The organism is Bacillus sp. Xin1, assembly GCF_013314535.1.
Taxonomy (GTDB): Bacteria; Bacillota; Bacilli; order Bacillales; family Bacillaceae_G; genus Bacillus_A.
On the sequence record NZ_JABUAE010000004.1, the window covers coordinates 151,000 to 176,265 of the forward strand.

General features: G+C 37.8%; 24 protein-coding genes. 19 read left to right on the forward strand and 5 right to left on the reverse strand.

What is annotated here, in order from left to right; all coding sequences use genetic code 11:
- Positions 1–198 precede the first annotated feature (198 nt).
- Positions 199–1,632 carry an MDR family MFS transporter gene (locus HRG09_RS07470; RefSeq protein ID WP_174100182.1) on the reverse strand — a complete coding sequence of 478 codons (1,434 nt, stop codon included), beginning with the start codon at positions 1,630–1,632 and terminating at the stop codon, positions 199–201.
- 117 nt (positions 1,633–1,749) lie between these two features.
- Entirely contained in the window at positions 1,750–3,015 is a 1,266-nt protein-coding gene (locus HRG09_RS07475; protein ID WP_174100183.1) for a BaiN/RdsA family NAD(P)/FAD-dependent oxidoreductase, read from the reverse strand.
- A gap of 150 nt (positions 3,016–3,165) precedes the next feature.
- Between HRG09_RS07475 and HRG09_RS07480 the strand changes: the two genes are divergently transcribed.
- Positions 3,166–4,818, forward strand: a complete 1,653-nt coding sequence (locus tag HRG09_RS07480; protein ID WP_174100184.1) for a putative polysaccharide biosynthesis protein — start codon at positions 3,166–3,168, stop codon at positions 4,816–4,818.
- Positions 4,819–4,860: 42 nt separating this feature from the next.
- On the forward strand, positions 4,861–5,595 hold the full coding sequence (locus tag HRG09_RS07485; protein ID WP_174100185.1) for a pseudouridine synthase: 735 nt from the start codon (positions 4,861–4,863) through the stop codon (positions 5,593–5,595).
- Between the two features lie 83 nt (positions 5,596–5,678).
- Here HRG09_RS07485 and HRG09_RS07490 read toward each other — a convergent pair whose 3' ends face one another.
- Positions 5,679–5,900: a DeoR family transcriptional regulator gene (locus HRG09_RS07490; protein ID WP_000805512.1), complete on the reverse strand. Its 222-nt coding sequence runs from the start codon at positions 5,898–5,900 to the stop codon at positions 5,679–5,681.
- Between the two features lie 358 nt (positions 5,901–6,258).
- Here HRG09_RS07490 and pepV point away from each other — a divergent pair, with 358 nt between their 5' ends.
- The 4 genes from pepV (at position 6,259) to HRG09_RS07510 (ending at position 11,658) form a co-directional block, all read left to right on the forward strand.
- A complete protein-coding gene (pepV, locus tag HRG09_RS07495) occupies positions 6,259–7,665 on the forward strand; it encodes a dipeptidase PepV (RefSeq protein ID WP_174100186.1) in 1,407 nt (468 codons plus the stop codon).
- Between the two features lie 111 nt (positions 7,666–7,776).
- Positions 7,777–8,331 carry an RNA 2',3'-cyclic phosphodiesterase gene (gene thpR / locus HRG09_RS07500; RefSeq protein WP_174100187.1) on the forward strand — a complete coding sequence of 185 codons (555 nt, stop codon included), beginning with the start codon at positions 7,777–7,779 and terminating at the stop codon, positions 8,329–8,331.
- 131 nt (positions 8,332–8,462) lie between these two features.
- Entirely contained in the window at positions 8,463–10,604 is a 2,142-nt protein-coding gene (pulA, locus tag HRG09_RS07505) for a type I pullulanase (protein WP_174100188.1), read from the forward strand.
- Positions 10,605–10,860: 256 nt separating this feature from the next.
- Positions 10,861–11,658 (forward strand): phosphotransferase family protein, encoded by a 798-nt coding sequence (locus HRG09_RS07510; RefSeq protein WP_174100189.1) that lies wholly within the window; start codon positions 10,861–10,863, stop codon positions 11,656–11,658.
- A 4-nt stretch (positions 11,659–11,662) separates the two neighbouring features.
- On the opposite strand, the gene HRG09_RS07515 is transcribed toward HRG09_RS07510, so the two are convergent.
- Positions 11,663–11,941, reverse strand: a complete 279-nt coding sequence (locus HRG09_RS07515) for a YtzH-like family protein (RefSeq protein WP_174100190.1) — start codon at positions 11,939–11,941, stop codon at positions 11,663–11,665.
- Between the two features lie 278 nt (positions 11,942–12,219).
- Between HRG09_RS07515 and trmB the strand changes: the two genes are divergently transcribed.
- From trmB to HRG09_RS07545, 6 genes are all read left to right on the forward strand, one after another.
- Positions 12,220–12,873: a tRNA (guanosine(46)-N7)-methyltransferase TrmB gene (gene trmB / locus HRG09_RS07520; protein ID WP_174100191.1), complete on the forward strand. Its 654-nt coding sequence runs from the start codon at positions 12,220–12,222 to the stop codon at positions 12,871–12,873.
- Positions 12,874–12,947: 74 nt separating this feature from the next.
- A complete protein-coding gene (locus HRG09_RS07525) occupies positions 12,948–13,811 on the forward strand; it encodes a YtnP family quorum-quenching lactonase (RefSeq protein ID WP_174100192.1) in 864 nt (287 codons plus the stop codon).
- 302 nt (positions 13,812–14,113) lie between these two features.
- On the forward strand, positions 14,114–15,682 hold the full coding sequence (locus HRG09_RS07530) for a fatty acid--CoA ligase (protein WP_174100193.1): 1,569 nt from the start codon (positions 14,114–14,116) through the stop codon (positions 15,680–15,682).
- Positions 15,682–16,827 carry an acyl-CoA dehydrogenase family protein gene (locus HRG09_RS07535; RefSeq protein WP_174100194.1) on the forward strand — a complete coding sequence of 382 codons (1,146 nt, stop codon included), beginning with the start codon at positions 15,682–15,684 and terminating at the stop codon, positions 16,825–16,827. Before HRG09_RS07530 ends, HRG09_RS07535 begins: the two co-directional genes overlap by 1 nt.
- A gap of 131 nt (positions 16,828–16,958) precedes the next feature.
- A complete protein-coding gene (locus HRG09_RS07540) occupies positions 16,959–17,831 on the forward strand; it encodes a 3-hydroxyacyl-CoA dehydrogenase family protein (protein WP_174100195.1) in 873 nt (290 codons plus the stop codon).
- Positions 17,828–18,979 (forward strand): thiolase family protein, encoded by a 1,152-nt coding sequence (locus HRG09_RS07545; RefSeq protein ID WP_174100196.1) that lies wholly within the window; start codon positions 17,828–17,830, stop codon positions 18,977–18,979. Before HRG09_RS07540 ends, HRG09_RS07545 begins: the two co-directional genes overlap by 4 nt.
- Positions 18,980–19,077: 98 nt before the next feature.
- Here the strand turns inward: HRG09_RS07545 and HRG09_RS07550 are convergent, their stop codons facing one another.
- Entirely contained in the window at positions 19,078–19,389 is a 312-nt protein-coding gene (locus HRG09_RS07550) for a PepSY domain-containing protein (protein ID WP_098491931.1), read from the reverse strand.
- Between the two features lie 143 nt (positions 19,390–19,532).
- Here HRG09_RS07550 and HRG09_RS07555 point away from each other — a divergent pair, with 143 nt between their 5' ends.
- The 7 genes from HRG09_RS07555 to HRG09_RS07585 all read left to right on the forward strand — a co-directional run bounded on the left by HRG09_RS07555 (position 19,533) and on the right by HRG09_RS07585 (position 24,803).
- A complete protein-coding gene (locus tag HRG09_RS07555; RefSeq protein WP_174100197.1) occupies positions 19,533–20,606 on the forward strand; it encodes a M42 family metallopeptidase in 1,074 nt (357 codons plus the stop codon).
- A gap of 117 nt (positions 20,607–20,723) precedes the next feature.
- Positions 20,724–21,233 carry a DUF84 family protein gene (locus HRG09_RS07560; RefSeq protein ID WP_174100198.1) on the forward strand — a complete coding sequence of 170 codons (510 nt, stop codon included), beginning with the start codon at positions 20,724–20,726 and terminating at the stop codon, positions 21,231–21,233.
- Positions 21,234–21,316: 83 nt separating this feature from the next.
- The gene (locus HRG09_RS07565) at positions 21,317–21,631 is read left to right on the forward strand and encodes a thioredoxin family protein (protein WP_174100199.1); all 315 of its coding nucleotides are present in this window, start codon (positions 21,317–21,319) and stop codon (positions 21,629–21,631) included.
- 79 nt (positions 21,632–21,710) lie between these two features.
- Complete coding sequence (locus tag HRG09_RS07570; RefSeq protein ID WP_174100200.1) at positions 21,711–22,523, forward strand: DUF1444 domain-containing protein; 813 nt, start codon at positions 21,711–21,713, stop codon at positions 22,521–22,523.
- Positions 22,520–23,134 carry a YtpR family tRNA-binding protein gene (gene ytpR, locus HRG09_RS07575; RefSeq protein WP_174100201.1) on the forward strand — a complete coding sequence of 205 codons (615 nt, stop codon included), beginning with the start codon at positions 22,520–22,522 and terminating at the stop codon, positions 23,132–23,134. Before HRG09_RS07570 ends, ytpR begins: the two co-directional genes overlap by 4 nt.
- Before the next feature lie 147 nt (positions 23,135–23,281).
- Positions 23,282–23,629 carry a thiamine transporter gene (locus HRG09_RS07580; RefSeq protein ID WP_174100202.1) on the forward strand — a complete coding sequence of 116 codons (348 nt, stop codon included), beginning with the start codon at positions 23,282–23,284 and terminating at the stop codon, positions 23,627–23,629.
- A 208-nt stretch (positions 23,630–23,837) separates the two neighbouring features.
- Positions 23,838–24,803, forward strand: a complete 966-nt coding sequence (locus HRG09_RS07585) for an N-acetylmuramoyl-L-alanine amidase (protein WP_174100203.1) — start codon at positions 23,838–23,840, stop codon at positions 24,801–24,803.
- Positions 24,804–25,266 lie beyond the last annotated feature (463 nt).

A 25,266-nucleotide genomic window follows, 5' to 3' on the forward strand; every position in this document is an offset into this window, starting at 1 on the left:
AGTGGTAAATGAAATTATATCAGCGATTCTTCCAATATATCGACCATTTCTCACCATATATCGGCGCAAATTCGAATATATCGACGATTCGCCAAAGGATATCGACCTTTCAACAAATAATGACAAAAAACAAGAGTCTGCTGGCTCTTGTTTTCCAACATGAAGAGGCTGATCGCTATAAGCGATCAGCCTCTTTTTTTACTGTTCAGCGGTCTGCCCGGCTGGCTTTAATAGAAGCCAGCCGATAAATAGTGTAAGCAGTGCGAGCGCAAATGTACTCATATAAATAACATGTACGCTAGAAGCTAATGCCTCTTGTGATTTTGTTACTACATTTGCTGCACCGCCGTGCCCACCTGAGACAAGATCAACATTTTGCATGCCTTGCGCATGGATCATCGTATTAAAGATTGTTCCGAAGATAGCAGCACCTAATGTTTGGCTAAATGTATTAATAAATGTGTTTAAGCCGACTGCTGTTCCGCGTGTGTGTGCTGGGACAGCTGCTTGAATGGTTACCATATAAATAGGTGTGATAAGGCCCATTCCTAAACCGAACAATCCAACGGCAACATAAATGAGAAATGCTGGTGAATGAGTTGATAATGTAAATAATAAGAAGGTAGCGATAGATAAAATGCTAGCTCCAAGTAAAATAATTTGTTTCGTTTGTAACTTACCAACTAAATTGCCAGAAAAAATCGCGCCGAATGTCCACATAACAGGAATTGGCATAAGAATAAGTCCCGCTTCTGTCGCATTTTTTCCTAGTACACCTTGGCTCCAAATTGGAAGGTACATTGTAATACTAATAATCATTGCACCAGCAATCAGTGTTAATATGTTTACTGTTGATAATGTACGATTAGAGAAAAGAGCTAACGGAATTAATGGCTCTGGAGACTTTTTCTCAACGAATAAGAAAATAATGAACGAAACAGCTGCAAAGATTAAGAGGCCGATAATTGTAATGTCGCCCCAGTTTTGCTTACTACTTCCTGTTAGAAGTGCATAGAGTAACGCAATTGTACTTAGTGAGAAGATGATTGCACCAGGATAATCGATATGATGTTTCGCTGGTTTAATGGACTCTTTATAAGAAATGGCAATCATCGCACAAGCAAGAATTCCAAATGGAACGTTTAAGAAAAAGATGTAACGCCAAGAAAGAGAGTCAACTAAGAATCCACCTACTAGCGGCCCAATAACACCTGAAACGCCCCAAACAGCACTCATCCAACCTTGTGCTTTTGCACGATCTTTCGCTTCGCTATATAAGTCGCCGATAATCGTCATTGTAATTGGCATAACAGCGCCAGCACCTATACCTTGAAGAGCACGGAAGATGATTAATTGTTCCATTGATGTCACGACTCCACATAGTGCAGAACCAATTAAAAAGATGGCTGCACCAATGAGAAGTACTTTTTTACGCCCGAATAAATCGGCTAATTTTCCGTAAATTGGAGTTGAGACAGCTGTTGCTAGCATATAAATTGCATACACCCAGCTAACAAGTTCGACACCAGATAAATCACTCGTTATACGAGGAATTGCTGTACTAACGATCGTTCCTTCCACAGCGGAAAGAAACGTCATTAACATTAAAGATATCATGACTTTTTTACGCATATGTTTTCCCCTTTGTTTCAATTATTCAACATTATAAAATATAAAGCTACTAAGCTATATAAAGCAACAAAAAAGAAACAAGAGTGGAAAGAATCCACCCATGTTTCTTTTTTAGTACTACACTTTCGCGTTTTGCCCTGCAGTTGTTCCTGCGATTCTTCCTGTGACAAGAGCAGAAGTAATATTATAGCCACCTGTATAGCCATGAATATCAAGAACCTCTCCGCAGAAGTATAAGCCGTTCATTAATTTAGAAGCCATTTCTTTCGGATAAATTTCTTTAACAGAAACACCGCCGCCTGTAACGAATGCTTTTTCAAGAGGTTGTGTGCCATTTACTGTTACTTTAAACTCTTTGAAGTCCTTCACAAGTGCGCGAATCTTTTCGTGAGAAACTTGTCCAGCTTGCTCGCTACCGTCAATTCCGTTTCTTTCTAATAAGAATAAGAAGTAACGCTCAGGAACATATCCTTTTAATACATTTTTGATTCCTTTTTTTGGTTCTTCTTTCATTTGTTTCATCATGCGCTGGAAGAGTTGTTCGCCATTTTCTTCCGGCAATGCATCAATGCTCATTTCTACCGCACGCATTTTAAATTTTTTCATCGTTTTTACAACGAATTGACTACAGCGAAGAGCGGCTGGACCAGAAATACCAAAGTGGGTAAAGAGCATGTCCATTTTATGAGAAATGACAACTTTACCTTTTGGGTTCAGTACACTTACATTTACATCGCGTAAAGCAAGTCCTTGCAGTGTACGATCACGAATAAATGGTTCGCTTGAAGTAATTGGAACTTCTGTTGGGAAAAGCTCAGTAATGGTATGCCCAGCTTTTTCAGCCCAAGCGTAACCGTCCCCAGTTGAGCCAGTATGAGGAACAGATTTCCCGCCAACGGCGATAACAACATGGTTTGTTTCAAGCACTTCACCTGTTTTGAGAACAACGGATTTTGTTTGACCATCTGCATATTCGATTGTTTCAACTGGTGTATTCGTACGGATTTTAACGCCTAGTTCGTTTAGTCTCGTTAATAAAGCATCTACAACTGATTGTGCTTTATTAGAGACGGGGAACATGCGGCCATGGTCTTCCTCTTTTAACTTTACGCCAAGCTTTTCAAAGAATGTAATAATATCTTCATTATTAAAAATAGAAAAAGCACTGTATAAAAAGCGACCATTTCCTGGTATATGTTTGACAATTTCATCAAGTGGTAAGCGGTTTGTTACGTTACAGCGACCTCCACCAGAAATAGCAAGTTTACGTCCAAGTTTATTTCCTTTATCAAGAAGCAAGACGCGTGCGCCTTCTTCAGCGGCACCGATTGCGGCCATTAATCCTGAAGGGCCTCCTCCGATGACAATAACATCATAATGCATAGTATATCGACCTCATTTTCTACATTTCCTGCCTAAAAGAATAGCATGTTTTCGTAGAAAAGAAAAATTCAGTGAGGTACTGTTTCCCTGAAGAATTGTGGTACAATACAAAGGTTAGAGTTCAGCGTTATATATGTAGGAGGATCATCTATGTCCGATTCAAAATTTCTGCGCGGAACGCTTATTGTGACGTTAGGAACTTTTTTAGTTAAGTTCTTAGGCATGATTTATGTCTTTCCATTTCATGCTTTAGTTGGCACAGAAGGCGGAACGCTCTATACGTATGGATATATTCCATATACGATCTTTTTGAGTATTGCAACGGCGGGGGTGCCGCTTGCTGTTTCAAAGTTTGTTTCTAAATATAATGCACTTGGAGATTATAAGACGAGCCGGAGAATGTTCCGCTCGGGAATGGTTATGATGATTATATCAGGAATCCTTTCCTTCCTCGTTCTTTACATGTCTGCGCCATTATTTGCTGAGGCAATGCTTGGTAAACAAAGTGTACACAATAGTATAGAAGACGTTACGATGGTTATTCGTCTCGTAAGTTTTGCGCTTATTGTTGTACCAGCAGCAAGCTTAATTCGTGGTTATTTCCAAGGTCATCAATCAATGGGACCAACTACGGTATCGCAAATTATTGAACAAATTATTCGTATTGTCTTTTTATTAGCGGGTAGTTTTATTGTCATTAAAGTAATAGGAGGATCAGTAGCAGAAGCAGTTGGAGTGGCAACTTTCGCAGCGTTTGTTTCAGCTGTGGGGGCGCTCGGTGTGTTAATATGGTACTGGTTAAAACGCAAAAAGCATCTCGATCAATATTTAATTGAACAAACGGTCCCAGAATCAACAGTAAGTACAATTCAATTATTTAAAGAATTATTTGCGTATGCAATTCCTTATGTTGTTATTGGGTTAACGATTCCTTTATATCAACAGATTGATACATTAACATTTAACTCTATTATGCAAGCAATTGGACAAGGGGATATTGCAGAACGAGCACTCGGTATCTTCACAATGTGGACACATAAATTAATTATGATTCCTGTTTCACTTGCGACGGCGTTTAGCTTAACGCTTGTTCCAGCAATTACAAAATCATTTACAGAAAAACAATATCGCTATTTAAAACTGCAAATTACACAAACATTCCAGGCAAATATGTTTTTAACATTACCGGCGGTAGTTGGTATTTCTACGCTTGCGTATCCAATTTATACAGCGTTTTATGAAAAGGATCCATTAGGTGGACAAATACTGATGTGGTATGCGCCAGTCGCGTTACTATTTGCTTTATTTACAGTAACTGCAGCCATCTTGCAAGGAATTAACCAACAAAAACATGCAATTATTGCGCTTGGCATGGGTGTTATTTTGAAATTCTTATGTAACGTAATCTTTATTCGTTACTTCGGTACAATTGGAGCTGTTTTAGCAACAGCTGTCGGTTTCTTAGTTTCCGTTTGGTATACGAATAAACAGATTCGAAAACATGCACACTATTCATTCGGTGTCGTATATAAGAGAACTTTCCAAATTGCAGTATTAACGCTTGTGATGGTAGTTGTAGTAAAACTATCACAAGGACTACTATCCTTTGTAATTTCGCCTGATGGTCATTTTGGAGCACTCATTACAGTTGCGGTTTGTGCAGGGATTGGCGGCCTTACTTACGGAATTTTAGCAATTCGCACAGGTGTACTTGAAAGAGTATTTGGCGGAGAAGCTTTAGAGAAGATTCAGCGTAAGCTTGGTGGTAAGCTGAAAATAAAGATGAAATCAAAAGGGGCGTAATAGACGTCCCCTTTTCTATGATAAATACAAGAAGGTGAAAGAATGAGATTAGATAAATTATTAGCAAATATGGGATACGGAAGTAGAAAAGAAGTAAAGAAACTATTAAAAGATGGTGTTGTAAAAATTGATGGAACGCCAGTTAAAGATGCAAAGTTCCATGTGAATGTAGAAGAACAAGAGGTTATGATTCACGGTGAAATTGTTGAATATAAGGAATTTGTATATTTAATGATGCATAAACCACAAGGTGTCATTTCGGCAACAGAAGATGATAATCATGAAACAGTTGTTGATTTATTAGAATTAGAAGATGCGATTTTCGATCCGTTTCCAGTTGGAAGACTAGATATTGATACGGAAGGGTTCCTATTGTTAACAAATGACGGGAAGCTTGCTCATCAGCTATTATCTCCGAAAAAACACGTGCCGAAAAAATATTATGCACACGTAGCTGGAGTTGTAACAGAAAAAGATGTAGAAGAATTTGCAAAAGGTGTAATTTTAGATGATGGCTATGAAACGAAGCCAGGTAAACTTACAATTTTGAAAAGCGACGATGTGTCTGAAATTGAGCTTGTCATTACAGAAGGAAAATTCCATCAAGTAAAGCGCATGTTTGAAGCGGTAGGGAAAAAAGTTGTTTACTTAAAGAGAACAGAGATGGGACCTTTAGTATTAGATGCAGAATTAGAACTTGGTCAGTACCGCGAATTAACAGATGAAGAAGTAGACATGTTAAAAACGTATCAAGTTCAAACAGAGAATCAAGATTGAGACCGATTCCAAAAAATAGAAAGAACCCCTTTCTGATTTCACAGAAAGGGGTATGTATTATATTTTAGATACAATTGTTTTCGTTATGAGGTCATTCTCACTTTCTTTCCTGTTGTTGTCCACTTGCCGCGGCAAGGGCTATACACGAGCTCATTAAACTGCAACACATTCAGATCACGTTGTATTGTTCGCGGTGTGATCCCGAACTCATCTACAAGGTCTTTCGTCGTTACCGTACCATTCTCATTGATGTACATATAAATTGATTTAATGCGTGTTAGCATACGAGTAGTTGTAGGTTTCAAGAGAAAACCACTCCTCTACTAGTTTTTTTGACCCCATTCAGGAAAGAAGGTCTTTACTACCATTGTACTCCACATGACAAATTTCATGCTTTAACCTAGTTAAATTTTACAAAAGTTTAACAAATAATAAAATAGAAAAATATTGGTAGTTGACATTCTATGTCTCTTCTATCAACTACCACATAAATTTCTACGTAAACCGTCAAATTCCTGCAAATTTTTTTAGAAAAACAAAAGAAAAACTAATGCGAAATGTCTGAAATGTTGAAATTGTTCGTTACTTGATGTTCTCCTGTTGGCATATCGGATTTTCGTTTGCTATGATGAAAGAGAGAATGATAGAAGAGGTGAATGAGTTATGTCAGCAATTAATTGGACAGAAGAAGTTGAGAAAAGAAAAGAAGAATTAATTCATGACGCACAGCAGTTTTTGCAAATTAAAAGCGTATGGGAAGAAGAAACAGCAGAAGAAGGGGCACCGTTTGGAGAAGGTGTAGCGAAAGCACTTTCGTTCATGCTACATAAAGGGGAAGTAGAAGGATTTACTTCTAAAAATTTAGAAGGGTATGCAGGACATCTTGAAATGGGACAAGGAGAAGAATTAGTGGGTATTCTTTGTCACGTTGACGTTGTACCAGAAGGAGATGGCTGGACAACACCTGCATACAGCGCTGATATTCGTGATGGAAAGATTTTTGCACGTGGTGCAATTGATGATAAAGGGCCGACAATGGCAGCTTATTATGCAATGAAAATTGTAAAAGAATTAGGATTACCACTTTCAAAACGCGTACGTATGATTTTAGGAACGGATGAAGAAAGTAACTGGAAATGTGTTGATCACTATTTTAAGAATGAAGAAATGCCAACAATGGGATTTGCACCAGATGCTGATTTTCCTATTATTAATGCGGAAAAAGGGATCTCTGATATACAAGTTGTGCAAAAGAGTAGTGAAACAAAAAGCGGAGAATATGAGCTTGTTTCATTTTCTTCAGGTCGCCGTTTAAATATGGTTCCTGATTTCGCAGAAGCAGTGGTTACGACTGAAAAAGCAGCGATGATTAAAGATACTTACGAACAATACTTACAAGCTGAGAAGAAAACAGGGAAAGCAAATGTAGAAGGGAATACTGTGACGTTACAAGTAGAAGGGATTTCCGCTCACGGTTCTACTCCTGAAAAAGGTGAAAATGCGGGTCTCTTGTTAGCGAACTTCTTAACAACGATCGCTCTTGACGGTAAAGGTGCTTCATTTGCGGCATTTGTTACAGAAACATTTACGAACGATACGCTTGGAGAAAAAGCAGGAATCGCTTATAAAGATGAAATTAGCGGACCATTGACAGTGAATGTGGGGCGTCTTTCGTATACGAAAGAGGAAGGCGGAAACTTAGGATTAAATATACGCTACCCAGTAACAACGAATTTTGAAGAGACAGTGCAGAAATTAAAAGACTATGCCAGCAAGAACGACTTCCAAGTAGCTGATTACTCTAACGCACGTCCGCATCATGTTAATAAAGATCATGTTTTAATTCGTACATTACAACGTGTGTATGAAGAACAAACAGGGAAAAAAGCAGAGTTATTAGCAATCGGCGGTGGTACATATGCTCGTTCATTAAAAACTGGTGTCGCATTCGGACCACTATTCCCTGGTAAAGAAGAGCTTGCCCATCAAAAGGATGAGTATATTGAAATAGAAGATTTACTAAAAGCAACAGCAATTTATGCACAAGCAATTTATGAATTAGCGAAATAGGTTGATTGTATGCTGAGATATGACCGCTCTCCATTTGGAGGGCGGATTTCTTTATATTGTTGGAATGAGATGCAAAAGAAAAGCAACAATAATAAAAAGGAGAAGATATAAATGGTATCACATTATTTTTTAGCAGTTACCCTGCCAGATTATATAAAAGAAAGGCTTGCGAGTTATAAAGAGGAAATGAAAGATAAGTTACCATTTCGCTCATGGGTACATAAAGAGGACTATCATATTACCCTTGCCTTTTTAGGGAGTGCAACGCAGGAACAACTGCAAGGAATAGAGAAAGGATTACAACTCCTTGTGAATACACCAGAGTTAAATCTCACGCTGCAAAACTTTTCTACATTCGGCCTAGTAGAGAACCCGCGTATATTTTGGGCTGGATTGCAAGAAAATCAAGCGTTATTTGATTTGCAAAAACAGGTGCATGCGATTTGTGAGATAAATGGTTTTTCACTTGAAACACGTCCTTATCACCCGCATATTACTGTTGCCCGTAAGTGGATGGGAGAAGAAAAATTTAATCCTACAAACCTGAAACCAGTGGATGCGGTATTGTTTCAGGCTGACACGATTACATTATACGAGTCTCACGTCCATCAAACTCCGAAGTATAGATCAATTTGTGAAATAAAGTTACAGAACTTTAAAGTGTAAAAAACGTTTCTTATGAATGTGAATATACTATAGAAAATGGTAAGTTTGTGTGTAGCGTGCGATTCATCTTTAGGAGTACCTATTTGTAAAAGGGAGTTTCATTTTAATTTCGAGAATGATGGTGATTTTTTATGCTGAAAGTAAAGCGTCCATTTGAAGCCTATTTAGATGAAATGAATAAAATTACAATCTTGCTCCCGCATACGTATGGAACAAGCCGGACATTTTTTATACAGGAAGGAAATCATGTATGGGAGCTTAAGGTTGCTCAAATCATATCTCTTCCAGATGTAACAAAGTATGAATGTTATATAGAATATCCACTTGATGTGGGAAAGTATTATACAGTGCGAGATGAGCGAAATGGAGAAACAGATTTACAAATTGGAGCGGTTATTCGAACAGCTGTATTTGATGAAAAATATTATTATGATGGTAGCGATTTAGGAGTTTGTTATGGAAAGGAAAAAACAACTTTTAAGATGTGGGCACCAACTGCAAGACTTGCGAAAGTAAGAATTTATAAAAACGATAAAGAGTATATGGATTATGAGATGAAAAGAGAAGAGAATGGTGTTTGGTCCTATGTTTTACAAGGAGACTTTGAAGGGGCGCAGTACACATTTCTCGTTTGTATTAATTTGATATGGAATGAAGCTGTAGATCCGTATGCAAAATCCGTATCAGTTAATGGTAAGTATGGAGTTGTGGTCGATCTTGAGAAGACATATATAAAGAAGCAAAATACGTTGCCGAAACTAGATTCTTTTACTGATGCAATCCTTTATGAAGTCCATATTCGCGATGCTACTATGCATCCAAATAGTGGTGTGGTAAAAAAGGGGACATATGCGGGATTAACAGAAGAGAATACGAAGGGGAAACTTGGGACAGAGACGGCCTTTTCTTATATAAAAGGATTAGGGGTTACACATGTTGAAATTTTACCTCTTCATCATTTTGTTGGAGTAGATGAAATGCGTCCTTTTGCGGCGTATAACTGGGGCTATAACCCATTGTATTACAACGTCCCAACAGGCGTGTATGCAAGCGATCCTACCAATCCTTATAATCGAATCAAGGATTGTAAACAACTTATTGAGAAGTTTCATGAACGTGGACTCCGCGTGATTTTGGATGTTGTATACAATCATGTATATGAAAGAGAAACGTCATCTTTTGAAAAGCTTGTACCAGGATATTATTTCAGACATGATGAAAATGGCATGCCATCAAATGGAACGGGAGTTGGGAATGATATAGCATCAGAACGAAAAATGATGCGGAAATTTATTGTTGATTCTGTTCTATATTGGCTTACTGAATATAACGTTGATGGTTTTCGCTTTGATTTAATGGGAGTTTTAGATGTGGAAACAATGAATGAATTAGAAAAGGAAGTCAGAAAAATAAAAAAGGATGCACTGTTGTTGGGGGAAGGTTGGGAGCTGCAAACACCGCTTCCGCTAGAGGAGAAAGCGACGCTTAACAATGCAAACCAAATGCCGCGGATAGCACAGTTCAACGATCAATTTCGTGATGCGATAAAAGGTAGTACGTTTGATGTAAGTAAGCGTGGTTTTGCGTTTGGAGGAAGTGTAGATCCCGCCCATTTACAATATGTGCTAACAGGAAGTCTTGTAAATGAAAAAGGAGACGGGTTATTTTTAGAGCCCATTCAAAGTGTTAACTATGTGGAATGTCATGACAATATGACGATGTGGGATAAACTCGTGCGCAGCAATCAGGAAACGGAGGAAGTGCAAAAAAGGCGTCATCGCCTAGCGACAGCGATGACATTACTCTCACAAGGAATCCCGTTTTTACACGCAGGACAAGAATTTTATCGTTCTAAGAAAGGAAATGAAAATAGTTATAATGCGCTTGATGAAATTAATCAGCTTGATTGGAATCAAAAAGAGAAAGAAATGGAAACGATTGCTTATATAAAAGGTTTGATTGCGATTCGTAAGGCGCATAGAGCGTTTCGCTTACCAGCGGCTCATCTTATAAAGAAGCACATGACATTTTTACAAGCGCCTCCTACTATTGTTGCTTATCATTTACAAAATGTAGGAGAGTTCGGTCCGTGGAAAGAAATTGTTGTTTTGTTTCATAATGGTGTGCAATTAGAAACGATTTCGCTGCCAAAACATGAAATGTGGTACGTATTAGCCGATGATACAAAAGCAAAAATACAGCCAATTTCTTCATTTCAAGGAAGTGAATTTCAAGTGGCACCGATTAGCTCGTATATATTGGTGATAATGTGACAAATCGCTACTTGACGATGAGAATGTAATAAATGTAGAATTGACAAAGGTGACGATTTTGATAAATTGTCATTCTAATATTGGTTTTGTAAAATAAAGTAAAAGGATGGACGGTTCGTTTGTCCTGATCTCTTGGCTTATGCCAAGTTTTCTTTCATTTAATTACAGTAAAAAATATATGAATCCACAACATGTTCAAAAGGTGTTGCGGTTTTTCTTTTCATAACTATAAAAGATAAGGATTTGTTAACGGGTAATGAATATGGAATGGTTGGAACAATTATTAGGAGAAGAGTGGAGTCTCATACCAGCTGGTGGGGCAACGGGCGATGCGTATATTGCGCAAAATGGACAACAAAAGCTATTTTTAAAGCGGAATACATCGCCTTTTTTAGCGGTATTGTCGGCAGAAGGAATTGTTCCAAAATTACTTTGGACAAGAAGAGTGACAAACGGCGATGTAATTTCGGCTCAAAAGTGGCTTCCAGGGAAAAAGCTAGAGCCCGAAGATATGAAACTAGAGCGTGTTGCGAAGCTTTTAAAAAAAATACATTCGTCTAAAGCACTTGTGCAAATGATACAAAGGCTTGGAAAGCAGCCGCTGCATGCACAGGAGTTATTAGAACAATTGTATTTTATTTTAAGAGGAGATATAAGAACGGATGAAATGATTCAGACAGGGCTGGAGTATTTAAAAGCTACACTGAAGGATATTGAATATGATGAATTTGTTGTATGTCACTGTGACGTGAATCATAACAATTGGTTATTATCGAATGAAGATGAATTATTTTTAATTGATTGGGACGGAGCTGTTATTGCAGATCCTGCCCTCGATCTTGGCATGTTATTACATTGGTATGTTCCGCGGCACGAATGGGACGAATGGTTAGCGTATTATGGAATTGAAATGAATGAATCATTGGTTCAGCGTATGAAGTGGTATGTAGTGGCACAAACTATTTTATCTGTTCAATGGCATACAACAAAAAAACAGCAAGCAGAAGCTGAATATTGGCATCAATATTTACAGCAACTACTTGCTTCAGAGTAAAGAATTAAGAGAAATTGTCCATTCCAGAAATCCATTGTGTGAGTTGCTCTTGATTACTAGAAATATGATTGTCTAAATCAGGAGAATATTTACCCGATTGACTATAGTAATATACATCGTTTAGCATTGCTTTTACATCGCTGTTCACGTTATCGTTTGCAAGCAATGATTGAATGAGCCGTTCTAATTGTTCGCACTCAGAAACCGTTCCACAGCAATCACTTTGGTGATTGATTAAAATATCTTTTAAAACTTCTAATTGATGTTGTTGATTAATCGGCATGACTGGATCATCCTTTCGATTGTTGTTCAATGTGAACAAGTAAGAGAAATTTTCTGTTTCGTCATGGAGTAGCTAATCAGTGGCTAACGAAACCTTTCTACAGAAATGAAAGTTTCGTTCTATGCTCTTTGTAGTTTGTATCAAAATGGTACACCTTATACTTGAAAGAAACGGACCGAGTGCTCGTACGTACTTGGTTTTTTGTTTGATAGATTGATTAAAAAAGAAAGAAGGAATGAACCTTCAAAAAATAGTCTGGTAAAGAGAGGGAGACATCTATGCGTTTAAGACATAAACCATATGCAATGGATCGAATCAATGAGTACTCACAGTTTGTAATTGGAAATCCAGAGGAGCGTCGTGGCAATTGGCAAGAAGTGTTTGGAAATGACAATCCAATTCATATTGAAGTAGGAACAGGTCGTGGCCGTTTCGTTTATGAGATGGCAAAAGCGAATCCACATATTAATTATATCGGAATTGAAAAATTCACAAGTGTTATCGTAGATGCGCTTGATAAGTTGATTGAAGAAGAAGTACCAAATTTAAAATTAATGAATAAAGATGCTGAAGATTTAACAGTGTTCTTTGCAAAAGGTGAAATTGACCGTGTGTATTTAAACTTCTCAGATCCATGGCCAAAAAACCGTCACGCAAAGCGTCGTTTAACGTATAAAACGTTTTTACGTAATTATGAAGAAGTGTTAGTAACGGGCGGAGAAATTCATTTTAAAACGGATAACCAAGGTTTATTTGAATACTCTCTTATGAGTATGGCTGAATATGGTATGCTACTCACATTCCTTAGCTTAGATCTTCATAATAGTGATTTTAAAGGTAACATTATGACGGAATACGAAGAGAAGTTTTCTAGTAAAGGACATCGTATTTATCGTGTTGAAGCGAAATATCGTACAGAACCTGCGCAGTAATGCACAGGTTTTTTTATGCGGAAAAATAATCTGAATTTTATGTTAAAATTGAAGTGAAAAAGGGGGAATATGGAATGGAATTTTTAAACATTGGAGAAATCAAAGTCACATGGCTCTGCGGTGGGAATACTCATTTAGATGGGGGAGCAATGTTTGGGGTTGTACCGAAAGTTTTATGGTCACGCAAATATAAACATAATGATACAAATCATATTTATTTACGGACAGACCCATTGCTTGTGCAAACGAAAGATGGGAATATGCTTATTGATTCAGGAATTGGAAATGATAAAATGAATGAAAAGATGAAGAGAAATCAAGGTGTGACGGAAGAATCGTCAGTTGAAATTTCTCTAGCGGAGCGTGGTTTAAAGCCAGAAGATATCCATTGCGTATTCATGACGCACCTTCATTTTGATCATGCATCAGGATTAACGAAATGGGAAGGTAGTAAGCTTGTTCCAACGTTTCCAAATGCAAAAGTATACGTGTCAGAAACAGAATGGAATGAAATGAGAAATCCTAATATTCGGTCTCGTAATACATACTGGAAAGAAAATTGGGAGCCAATTGTACAGCAAATTGTTACCTTCAAAGAAGAAATCCAAATTTCAGATGAAGTAAGAATGGTGCATACAGGCGGACATAGTGATGGTCATGCTGTGATTGTTCTTGAAAGCAAGGGGGAAACGATGCTGCATTTGGCGGATTTATTACCAACGCATGCACATCAAAATGTATTATGGGTTATGGCTTATGATGATTACCCAATGACATCTATTGAACATAAGCAGAAGTGGATGAAGTACGGAGTGGAGAAAAAGGCATGGTTTACATTTTACCATGATGCGTATTACCGCGCTGTGAAGTGGGATGAGGAAGGGAATATGATAGAGAGAGTAGAACGAAAAGAGACAAATGTACCAAGTGAAGTGTAAGAAAGTTAGAAGAGTTGTGACCCTCCACTAAAAAAGTAAGATTTTTATATTCTCCTTTAATTGTAAGTTAATTAGTTGTCAGGATTTGTCGAAAGAATAAACTTTAAAACATTCTGAAAATTGTTATAATATCTCTGAGTTACTACATTATTACACGCTCTATATGAGAAGCGTTTTATCCCGCATTAACGGGCAGTAAGACCCCAAACTCAAGATTCAGAGGGAAACGGGGAAGATAGGTGGGGGATGAAGAAAACCCCCACTGATTAAAGGTTCACTTTATTCGAAAAGGGGGAAATATATTGTATATAACGATTGGAAAATTGCTTGAGTTGACTACTGAAAGTTATGCAAATAAAGAAGCGATTGTTGAGCCGAAGAAAAATATTCGCTGGACGTATACAGAATGGAATGAACAGGTAAATAAGCTAGCTCACGCTCTTCAAAAAAGTGGTATACAAAAAGGTGACCGCGTTTCGACATTTCTCTTTAATAGTAGTGAACTAGCAACTACATGTTTTGCTTGTGCAAAAATTGGCGCCGTGTTTAACCCAATTAATTTTAGATTAAAACCACAAGAACTCAGTTATATATTAGAAGATGCCTCTCCAAAAATCGTACTTTTTGAACAGCAATTATCCTCTCAAGTACAAAACATTCATAAACAATTTCCTCATATTCAGTTCTGGTATATTGATCAAAATCATCCGTCGTTTTCTATTTCATATGAAGAAAAACTATCCAATGCATTACCACAATTTGAAGCAGTAGAAGTAAAAGAAGATGATATTTGTTCCATTATGTATACAAGTGGAACAACCGGTTATCCAAAGGGAGTGCTTCACCGTCACCGAGAAATTATTGATCAAAGTTTGCTGGGAATCGCATATTTACATTACACCGAAGCTAGTCGTGGCCTTGTAACAGCGCCGATGTTTCATTGTGCAGAGCTGCATTGTTGCTTCATTCCAAGGGTACATAGCGGTGGTGCGAATATTATTCTACACCATTTCGATACAAAGAATGTTCTTGAAACAATTGAAAAAGAGAAGGTTACTGTTATGTTTGCGGCACCTACAATGTGGAATATGATGTTGCAGGAAGATTTAATGCAGTATGATTTATCTTCTCTTCGGTACGGTTTATATGGAGCAGCTTCAATGGCACCGGCACTTGTAAAAGCTTGTGATGAAAAATTGAATGTTTCATTAGTACAAGCTTATGGTATGACGGAAATGGGACCGGCAGTTACTTTTTTACGAGAGAATGAGCAACTTACGAAAGTAGGTTCTGCAGGAAAAGCTGCCTATAACCATGAAATTCGTATTGTCCGTCCAAATGAAGAAGGCCCATCTGAGCCAAATGATATAGTAAGGCCGTATGAAATCGGAGAAATTATTATGCGGGGTTCTTGTTTGATGAAAGGGTATTACAACAATGAGAAGGCAACTGCAAAAGCGCTATATAAAGGATGGTACCATTCAGGGGATTTAGGCTATGTAGATGCAGATGGTTATTTGTATGTTGCAGATCGCGTTGACGACATGGTTGTTAGTGGCGGAGAAAACATTTATCCACGTGAAGTCGAGGATTTTTTGTATACACATGAAAGCATTTTAGATGTTGCGGTGCTTGGAGAGAAAGATGAGCTTTGGGGGGAAAGTGTCCTAGCGTACATCGTTTCAAAAGATCAGTCTCTCACCGCAGAAATATTAGATGAGTACTGTAAAGGAAGTGATAAGCTTGCGGATTACAAACGTCCGCGTCGCTATGTATTTGTTGAACAATTGCCAAGAAATGCGAGCGGTAAAATTCAAAAATTTATTTTACGTAGCCAAGTGACAGAAGAGGAATCTAAGGGGAGGATATGATGAAGCATAAATATTTACAGGAGGAGCATCACATTTTTCGTGATGCTTTTCATAAATTTTTAGAAAAGGAAGCATATCCATACTATGACGAATGGGAAAAAAACGGGATGATTCCTCGTTCTTTTTGGACAAGTATGGGAAATAAAGGTTTCCTTTGTCCAATGGTAGAGGAGCAGTATGGCGGAGCAGGTGCTGATTTTGGATATTCGGTTGTCATGAATGAGGAACTTGAGAAGGTTGGATCAAGTTTAATTGGAATCGGTTTGCATAATGATATTGTTGTTCCATACTTTACGCAGTACGGAACAGAAGAACAAAAGAAACGCTGGTTACCAAAATGCGTAAGCGGTGAATATATAACGGCAATTGCGATGACGGAGCCAGGAGCAGGTTCTGACTTGGCAAGTATTCGAACAACAGCAAGGAAAGAAGGTGATGATTATGTAGTGAATGGTGAAAAAACATTTATTACAAATGGTATTCATGCGGATTTAGTCATCGTTGTTTGTAAGACAGACACAAATGTTAAACCAGCTCATAAAGGAATGAGCCTGCTCGTTTTAGAAAGAGGAATGGAAGGATTTAAGCGAGGAAAAAAACTTAAAAAAATTGGTTTACATAGTCAAGATACAGCAGAGCTTATTTTTGAAGATTTAAAAGTTCCTGCTTCGAATTTATTAGGGGAAGAAGGGAAAGGCTTTTATTATCTCATGGAAAAGTTGCAGCAAGAACGTCTCATCGTTGCAATTGCTGCTAAAACAGCAGCGGAAGTAATGTTACATATAACGAAAAAGTATGTAAAAGAGCGCAAAGCATTCGGGAAACATATAAGCGATTTTCAAACGGTACAGTTTCGATTAGCAGAGATGTATACGGAAATTGAAATCGGTAAAACATTTGTAGATGACTGTATTACCGCTCATATGAACGGTGAGAATATCGTAACAAAAGTATCGATGGCGAAGTGGTGGTTAACAGATCTTGCAAAAAAAGTGTCAACAGAGTGCATACAGTTGCACGGCGGATATGGCTATATGGAAGAATATGAGATTGCGCGCCGTTATCGTGATATTCCGGTAAGTTCGATTTATGCTGGGACGAATGAAATCATGAAAAATATAATTGCAAAAAGTATGGACCTATGATGCTGTAAGGAATAACAGTTATTGATGTCTCTCATTCTATTACCCAATAATATTCAAAACTACTTTGAAACCAATGCTTTGTTTGAATGCATTACATAGAAAAAATGAAAAGTAATGATAGGAGGAATATGATGATTCAAAATATCGCAGTAATTGGTGTAGGAATTATGGGAAGTGGAATTGTCCAAGCGTTAGCGATGGGTGGTAAACATGTGAAAATGTATGACGTATCAGAAGACAGTTTACAAAAAGCTTATGGAACGATTACCAAAAGCTTGAGTCGTTTTGTTAGTGCAGGACGTATGACGGATAAGGAGAAAAATGGAATCTTATCCAATATAACTTCTACAGTTATATTGCAAGAGGCTTGCCAAAATGTAGAGCTTGTTATTGAAGCTGTACCGGAAATATTACAGTTGAAGAAGGAGATTTTTCAAAAGCTAGATTTGTATACAGCGCAATCTACTATTCTAGCAACAAATACTTCTGAATTAAGTGTAACTGCGATTGCAAGTGCAACGAGTCGTCCCGAAAAAGTAGTGGGAATGCACTGGTTTAACCCTGCTCCCGTTATGAAGCTCGTTGAAATTGTACGAGGAGTGGTTACGGCAGAAAGCACAATACAAGCGGTAAGAACAGTATCAGAAGAACTTGGAAAAGAAACGGTAGTTGTGAAAGATATGCAAGGGTTTGTGACCACGCGGGCAATTGCTATTCATATGTTAGAGTGCATGCGTATGTATGAGGAAGGCATTACAAGTAAAGAAGAAATTGATAAGGCGATTAAGCTTGGCTTGAACTATCCAATGGGACCATTTGAATTAGCAGATTATGTGGGACTAGATACAATGCTATTTGCGAGCAAAGGACTAACAGAAGCATTTGGTGATAGGTTTAGAGCACCGCAAATACTTGTGAAACTTGTAGAGGCGGGGCATCTTGGAAGAAAGACTGGGAAAGGTTTTTATGATTATTCAAAAGGGAAAGTAGGAGAGAAAATATGAAGCGAGATGTTGTCATTGTTGAAGCTGTACGTACACCAGTTGGTAAAAGAAATGGAGCGTTCCGTTTACTTCATCCAGTACAACTTGCGGCAGTTGCACTAGATGAAGTAACAAAACGGGGAAATATAGAGAAAGGCCTTATAGAAGATATTGTTATGGGCTGTGTAACGCCAATTAACGAACAAGGTTTTAATATTGGAAGACTTTCGGCACTGGAAGCAGGTTTTCCTATAACAGTTCCAGCAGTAACGATTAATCGTCTTTGCGGTTCTGGACAACAGGCTATTCACTTTGCCGCGCAAGAAATTAAATCAGGGGATATGGACATTACAATTGCAGCTGGTGTAGAACATATGACAAAAGTTCCTATTTTAAGTGATGGGAATGAACAGACTATCCCAAGTAGTCTTCATGAAAAGTATCAAATTGTACATCAAGGTGTATCTGCTGAGATGATTGCAGAAAAATACGGTATTACCCGTGAACAGTTAGATACTTATGCACTAGAAAGTCATAGACGAGCACTTCAAGCTATTGAATCTGGACACTTTCAGCGAGAGATTGTACCACTGCGCGGTATAGATAAAGAAGGAAATGAAATAGTAGTTGAAAATGATGAAGGACCGAGAAGGGATACTTCTTATGAAGCGTTAGCCAATTTAAAAACGGTTTTTAAAGAAAATGGAGTAATTACAGCAGGGAATGCAAGCCAAATTAGTGATGGTGCTGCAGCAATCTTGCTGATGGATAGCGAAAAGGCGAAAGAGCTAGGGTGTAAAGCACGTGCTCGTATTGTTAATCAAGTGGTTGTTGGTTCTGATCCGACGACAATGCTTGATGGGGTTATCCCTGCAACGAAAAAAGTGCTGCAAAAATCAAATTTAACAATTCAGGATATGGATGTTATAGAGATTAATGAAGCATTTGCATCGGTTGTTTTAGCATGGCAAAAGGAAATGGAAGCAGATTTGCAAAAGGTCAATGTTAATGGTGGTGCAATTGCATTGGGTCATCCGCTTGGGGCAACTGGTGCGAAATTAATGACTTCTCTTCTTCATGAATTAGAAAGAAGGCAAGGAAGATACGGCCTGTTAACGATTTGTATTGGACATGGGATGTCGACAGCGACGATAATTGAAAGAATGTAAAAAAGGCGTGCAGAAATTCATCTGCACGCTGTTATTTCGCTACTGTCTATAAAATTTCACTTTATTTAAACGTATGTTTTCGGATTTTCAGAGTTCCTTTAGGCAGCGTTTACTTCTAAAACTGTACCTGTTTTTGCATCTACTAAAAATTCGAATCGTTCTTGTATATCATTTAAAATCGTTGTAAGACCGCCACGGTATACTTCGTATGCGACATCATATTTTTCAAATGTCTCTGGAACCATATGTACCCAAGAGCCAGTAACTTCGCCTTTATGACTTAATGCTTGTTTCACCATTTTCAATGCTTTTTCTGAAGAAATATGGGATTGTTCTTGAACTTTGTTTGCAACAAGATAACCAGCTGCAAAACCAACGCCAACACCAGCTAGTAAACCTTTCCAGCTCATATATTCACCTCACTTCTATAAAATAGTGTATCGATAACAATTATAATGCAATTTTAATGAAAAAAGAAGAAACTAGAAACATTTCGAAAATTTCGTTACAATAAAAAGAGGTATTCTACTAAGGTTTGAAAGAAGGGGACTTCGTGAATAAAGAGACATTAGAATTATTTCGCACGTTAACAGAATTACAAGGTACATCAGGATTTGAGCATGATGTGCGCCGTTTTATGAAACAAGAGCTAAGTAAATATGCAGACGAAATCGTCCAAGACGGTTTAGGTAGCGTGTTCGGTCTTAAAAAAGGGGATGAAAGTGGCCCACGTGTACTTGTAGCTGGTCATATGGATGAAGTTGGCTTTATGGTTACGCAAATTACGAAAAACGGGATGATTCGTTTTCAAACGCTAGGGGGCTGGTGGAGTCAAGTACTACTAGCACAACGTGTACAAATTATGACGGAAAATGGCCCGGTTGTTGGGGTTGTTGGTTCCATTCCACCTCATTTATTAAGTGATGTGCAACGTGCAAAACCAATGGATATAAAAAATATGTTAATTGATATCGGTGCAGATAGCTATGAAGATGCGCTTGAAATTGGTGTGAAACCAGGACAACAAATTGTTCCAATTTGTCCGTTTACACCGATGGCAAATGAAAAGAAAATCATGGCAAAAGCTTGGGATAACCGTTATGGCTGTGGACTTGCGATCGAATTATTAAAAGAACTAAAAGATGAAACATTACCAAATACATTATATTCTGGTGCGACTGTACAAGAAGAAGTAGGACTTCGCGGAGCACAAACAGCTGCGAATATGATTCAGCCAGATATTTTCTATGCGCTTGATGCAAGTCCGGCAAATGACGCATCTGGGGATAAAACGCAGTTCGGCCAATTAGGAAAAGGAGCGCTTCTTCGTATTTATGACCGTACAATGGTAACACATAGAGGAATGCGTGAATTTATTTTAGATACAGCAGAAACACATAATATTCCGTACCAATACTTTATTTCACAAGGTGGTACAGATGCTGGTCGTGTACATACAAGTAATTCTGGTATTCCATCAGCAGTAATTGGTGTCTGCGCTCGTTACATTCATACACATGCATCTATTTTACATGTTGATGATTATGCAGCAGCGAAAGAGTTAATTACGAAGCTTGTAAGAGCGACAGATAAAACGACATTGGAAACAATTAAAAATAACGCTTAAAAGGAAGGGGTAAAAACCCTTTCTTTTTTTAGATTGGAGAGAGGACCCAGCCAGGTGTAGAAGCGGTCAGTGCCTATTTTCGTCTTTGGAGTATGAATTTATATAGAGGTGAACGATATGAGAGTTGCAGTTGGATCGAAAAACCAAACAAAAGTAGGAGCCGTACAAGAAGTGTGGAAAGAGGTGAATATTACTTCTGTTTCAGTCCCTTCAGGAGTAGCAGCGCAACCATTTTCTGATGAAGAAACGATGCAAGGCGCAATCAATAGGGCAAAGCAAGCACTAGAAGCAGAGCAAGTTGACATCGGATTTGGATTAGAAGGAGGCGTTATGAAGACAGAGCACGGCTTGTTTATGTGTAACTGGGGTGCTTTAGCAACAAGTACAGGTAAAATATTTGTTGCGGGCGGGGCGCGTATTAAGTTGCCAGATGATTTTCTTATTCCTCTTGAAAGTGGGAAAGAGTTAAGTGAAGTTATGGAGGAATTTGCAAAACGGAAAGATATTCGTAGTCATGAAGGGGCAATTGGAATCTTTACAGATCATTATGTGGATCGTACAGAGTTATTTGTACATGTTGTAAAGCTATTAATTGGGCAATATAAGTATGATGAAAAGCGAGCATAAACCTTGCACCGTGCGCGATGTATGGTAGTATAAAAGAAAGATTACATATGAAAAGGTATACTTCGTTAGAGGAGGAAATATAGATGAAATCATTAGAAAGCATGGAGCAATTCCAAACGTTAAAAAATGAAGAGAAAGTGATTTTTATGTTCTCGGCAGAATGGTGCCCAGATTGCCGTTTTGTTGATCCGTTTATGCCGGAAGTAGAAGAGAAATATAGTGATTTCTCATTTTATTATGTAGATCGTGATGAGTTTATTGATCTGTGTGTAAAATTAGACGTATTTGGCATTCCTAGCTTTGTAGCGTACAATAAAGGTGAAGAAACTGGACGCTATGTAAACAAAGATCGTAAAACACAAGAACAAATTGAAGAGTTTATTGAAGGGTTAAAGTAAGGCGAGTAGCCAATTAAATTGTAAAAACAACCTCTACCTTCGCGGGGGAGGTTATTTTTTTGGAAGGGAGGCACACGAAATGAAAATGACAAATAAAAAAATGAAAGAAGAGCTAATGAGTAGATTAGCTCGCCCAGAATGGGAATTTCATTATGATAGTGAAAAAGATGTACTTCGCATTGAGCAAAAGGATACGAAAAAAGGTATTAGTGTTTCGCTCCCAGGAGTTGTAGCAAAATGGGAAGTGAAAAAAGAAGCGGCAATTGAAGAGGTTGTCTATTACGTGCAAGAGGCACTCCTGGCGATGCATAAAGAAGAAAGCAGTGCAGCAAAAATTCTGCCGGTTATTCGCTCTACTTCTTTCCCGAGACAAGCGGAGGAAGGTAATCCGTTTTTAATGACGGATCATACAGCAGAAACACGTATTTATTATGCATTAGATTCTAATAAAACATATCGATTAATTGATGAACGTTTGTTACAAAAGTTAGGGCTTACAGAGCAGCAAGTACGTGAAATGGCATTGTTTAATGTGCGCTCATTAAGTCATACATTTAAACAAGATGAAGTAGCGGGAAATACATTTTATTTCTTAAACACAAATGATGGATATGATGCGAGTCGTATTTTGAACGAATCGCTATTACAATCAATGTGTGAAAAGATTTCAGGCGATATGGTTGTGGCTGTTCCGCACCAAGATGTTTTAATTATTGCTGATATCGTGAACGAAATCGGTTATGATATTATTGCACAAATGACAATGAAGTTTTTTGCTGAAGGTCATGTTCCGATTACATCACTTTCATTTGTATATGAAGATGGGAACTTTGAGCCGATCTTTATTTTAGCAAAAAATCGGAAGAAGACAGATGAAAAAGAGAAAGGATGAACATAGTGAACGTTTTTTATAACCTTGAAGGAATTGGGGACACATTAATCGTTGCCTTACAAGATATCACATTAGAAAACCGTACATTTGACCGCAAAGGAGATGTTGCTCGCGTTTATGATCGTGAAAGCAATGTAACAGGGGGATTTAACATCTTTAATGCGTCATCGTATGTAGAAGTAAAGGAAACTGGAAACATTACTTTAACAAAAGAGCTTGTTGAAAAAATCAATGAAATTTTAGTGGAGAATGGCTTCGAGGAAAAAGTAGAAGCAGACTTCACGCCAAAATTTGTTGTTGGCTACGTAGCTGAAAAAGAAAAACATCCAAATGCTGATAAATTGAGTATTTGTAAAGTAGAAATTGGTACAGAGACATTGCAAATCGTATGTGGCGCACCAAACGTTGATGCAGGACAAAAAGTTGTTGTTGCAAAAATCGGTGCTGTAATGCCAAGTGGTATGCTAATTAAACCAGCTGAACTTCGCGGTACGCCATCTTCTGGTATGCTTTGTTCTGCACGTGAATTAGAGCTTCCAGATGCTCCGCAAGAAAAAGGTATTCTTGTATTAGAAGATAGCTATGAAGTTGGACAAGAATTTAAATTTTAATTCATATGGAAACGTAGCCTCATTATAAAATGAGGCTATTTTTTTGCGGAAATGTCCCTAGATTGTAACGTTTTGCTGAAAAAACTATATTGTATTTCAGAAACAAATTAGTTAAAATTTAGAAAAAATAGAAGGGGATAGGAACGTATGAAACAGCACCCAAAAGCAAAAGAGCTTCTAGAGCTTATCGAAACTTCGAAGAAACATGATATTGAATTACAGTCATTTGAAATATATTTATTTCATGAAAATGAATTGGAAAAGGGACAAATTGGATATCGATATGATAAAAACAAAAATTCACTCATTAGTGGGAAAAAGGGAGACTGGCAAGAGAGCTGGATTGTGATTGGATATGATACTGATATGGGTGATCCTATCTTTGTTGATATAGAGGATCCGGTTTATCCGATATACACAGTAGAAAAAGGAGCAGGAATATGGGAGCCGGTTTGTATCGCACGTAGTATTGATGAGATTATGAAACAATTTTAAATATAGAAATACAAAGTGAAACGCCTGATAGAAAACCTTTCTCTTAAGGGGGAAGAGAGTGTCGATCCAAGCATAGAAGCGTACCCTATGCGGAATGAAAACAAAGAGAGAGAATAAGAGTTTTCTTCATAGCCGCGATTTATATGCGAAAACCTAAATGAAAATTGAAAACCGGCATGAAATCTTTCTTTTTAGATGGGAGAGAACAATGAAGTATATAAAAATGATGTGTGTAGTTGCATTACTTGGAATATATATGGGCGCATGCTTGAAGGAACAAGAAAAAGAAACACTATCTACTGTTCAAGAAGAGAGTAAAAAGGTTGTAGAAAACACGAAAGAAGCCCCGCCAGAGAAGCAAGAGAAGAAAGTAGAAACTGAAGTACCGGTGGAACAAAGTGGAGAACAAGAGAAAAAAACTGAACAAGAGCCCTCAGCGGAGCAAGATGAAAAACAAGAGCCAAAGGTAGAACAAGTACCACCGGCTGAAGAATCGGTGAAAACTCCTGAAGTAAAAGTGGATGCTGAGCAAAAACAAGGGAAGTTTCTTGTTGTGATTGATCCAGGACATCAAGAGAAAGCAAATTTAAATTTAGAACCAATTGGCCCGGGGGCAGCTGAGCAGAAATATAAAGTGACTGATGGAACGACAGGTGTTGTGACGAAAAAGCGCGAATCTGTTCTCGTATTAGAAGCTGCGATTATGTTGAAAGAGAAGCTTGAAGCGAAAGGCATGCAAGTACTGATGACAAGAACGACGCATAATGTCGATATAAGTAACAAAGAGCGAGCGACGTTCGCAAATGATCATCAAGCAGATTTGTTTTTACGCCTTCATGCCGATGGCTCAGAAAATCGAGCACAAAAAGGTTTTGCTGTGTTGACGCCAGCGGAAGGAAATACATATACAAAAGGAATTTATGCAGAAAGCTTACAAGTTTCTCAAATAATCGTAAAGAAAATGAAAGAAAACAGCCAAGTAAAAGTAAATGGGATTAAGTTTCGAGATGATCTTTCCGGATTCAATTGGTCAAAGGTTCCAGGCGTTTTACTGGAACTTGGATTTATGTCGAATCCTGAAGAAGATCAGAAACTATCAGACACACAATATTTAGGCTCTTTACTGCAAAGTGTGGCGGAGAGCGTAGAAGAATATCGGATGATTAAGCTCTAAGTGGCAGCCTTATATATGAGGCTGCTTTTTTATATGTAAACAAAAAACAAAAAGTGAAAAAACGATATAAACCCTTTTTTTAGGTGGGAGAGAGGGTCCGTCCATGGATAGAAGCGGTCAATGCCTTTTTTAGCTCCATGCCAAGTGAAACCAAAAAGAGAAAATGAGTGTAGTTCTCCTTTTATTTTCATAGCCGGAACTTAGGAGTCAGTAAATTAAAACAGATTTACAAAGTGGAAAACTGATAGAAACTCTTTCTTTTAAGGCGGGAGAGAGGGTCTTCCCATGGATGAATGCTGTCAAATTACCCTCCTGCTTTATGCCAAGTAAAACCAAAGAGAGAACATGAGAAAAGGTCACCTTTTGTTCTTTATGGAATCGACTTATAAGTTGGAAAATCAAAATAGATTTGTATGATACTTACTGAAAATTTGAATATGGTGTACAAAATACAAGAACGTAA

Excerpts from the sequence above, each read along its gene's own strand:
- ytpR (WP_174100201.1), top strand. The coding sequence starts at position 22,520 with ATGAACATAGTGAACGTTTTTTATAACCTTGAAGGAATTGGGGACACA.
- HRG09_RS07560 (WP_174100198.1), top strand. The coding sequence starts at position 20,724 with ATGAGAGTTGCAGTTGGATCGAAAAACCAAACAAAAGTAGGAGCCGTA.
- HRG09_RS07480 (WP_174100184.1), top strand. The coding sequence starts at position 3,166 with ATGTCCGATTCAAAATTTCTGCGCGGAACGCTTATTGTGACGTTAGGA.
- HRG09_RS07585 (WP_174100203.1), top strand. The coding sequence starts at position 23,838 with ATGAAGTATATAAAAATGATGTGTGTAGTTGCATTACTTGGAATATAT.
- HRG09_RS07550 (WP_098491931.1), bottom strand. The coding sequence starts at position 19,389 with ATGAGCTGGAAAGGTTTACTAGCTGGTGTTGGCGTTGGTTTTGCAGCT.
- pepV (WP_174100186.1), top strand. The coding sequence starts at position 6,259 with ATGTCAGCAATTAATTGGACAGAAGAAGTTGAGAAAAGAAAAGAAGAA.
- HRG09_RS07510 (WP_174100189.1), top strand. The coding sequence starts at position 10,861 with ATGAATATGGAATGGTTGGAACAATTATTAGGAGAAGAGTGGAGTCTC.
- HRG09_RS07580 (WP_174100202.1), top strand. The coding sequence starts at position 23,282 with ATGAAACAGCACCCAAAAGCAAAAGAGCTTCTAGAGCTTATCGAAACT.
- pulA (WP_174100188.1), top strand. The coding sequence starts at position 8,463 with ATGCTGAAAGTAAAGCGTCCATTTGAAGCCTATTTAGATGAAATGAAT.
- HRG09_RS07525 (WP_174100192.1), top strand. The coding sequence starts at position 12,948 with ATGGAATTTTTAAACATTGGAGAAATCAAAGTCACATGGCTCTGCGGT.
- trmB (WP_174100191.1), top strand. The coding sequence starts at position 12,220 with ATGCGTTTAAGACATAAACCATATGCAATGGATCGAATCAATGAGTAC.
- thpR (WP_174100187.1), top strand. The coding sequence starts at position 7,777 with ATGGTATCACATTATTTTTTAGCAGTTACCCTGCCAGATTATATAAAA.
- HRG09_RS07515 (WP_174100190.1), bottom strand. The coding sequence starts at position 11,941 with ATGCCGATTAATCAACAACATCAATTAGAAGTTTTAAAAGATATTTTA.
- HRG09_RS07565 (WP_174100199.1), top strand. The coding sequence starts at position 21,317 with ATGAAATCATTAGAAAGCATGGAGCAATTCCAAACGTTAAAAAATGAA.
- HRG09_RS07475 (WP_174100183.1), bottom strand. The coding sequence starts at position 3,015 with ATGCATTATGATGTTATTGTCATCGGAGGAGGCCCTTCAGGATTAATG.
- HRG09_RS07535 (WP_174100194.1), top strand. The coding sequence starts at position 15,682 with ATGAAGCATAAATATTTACAGGAGGAGCATCACATTTTTCGTGATGCT.
- HRG09_RS07485 (WP_174100185.1), top strand. The coding sequence starts at position 4,861 with ATGAGATTAGATAAATTATTAGCAAATATGGGATACGGAAGTAGAAAA.
- HRG09_RS07570 (WP_174100200.1), top strand. The coding sequence starts at position 21,711 with ATGAAAATGACAAATAAAAAAATGAAAGAAGAGCTAATGAGTAGATTA.
- HRG09_RS07470 (WP_174100182.1), bottom strand. The coding sequence starts at position 1,632 with ATGCGTAAAAAAGTCATGATATCTTTAATGTTAATGACGTTTCTTTCC.
- HRG09_RS07545 (WP_174100196.1), top strand. The coding sequence starts at position 17,828 with ATGAAGCGAGATGTTGTCATTGTTGAAGCTGTACGTACACCAGTTGGT.
- HRG09_RS07540 (WP_174100195.1), top strand. The coding sequence starts at position 16,959 with ATGATTCAAAATATCGCAGTAATTGGTGTAGGAATTATGGGAAGTGGA.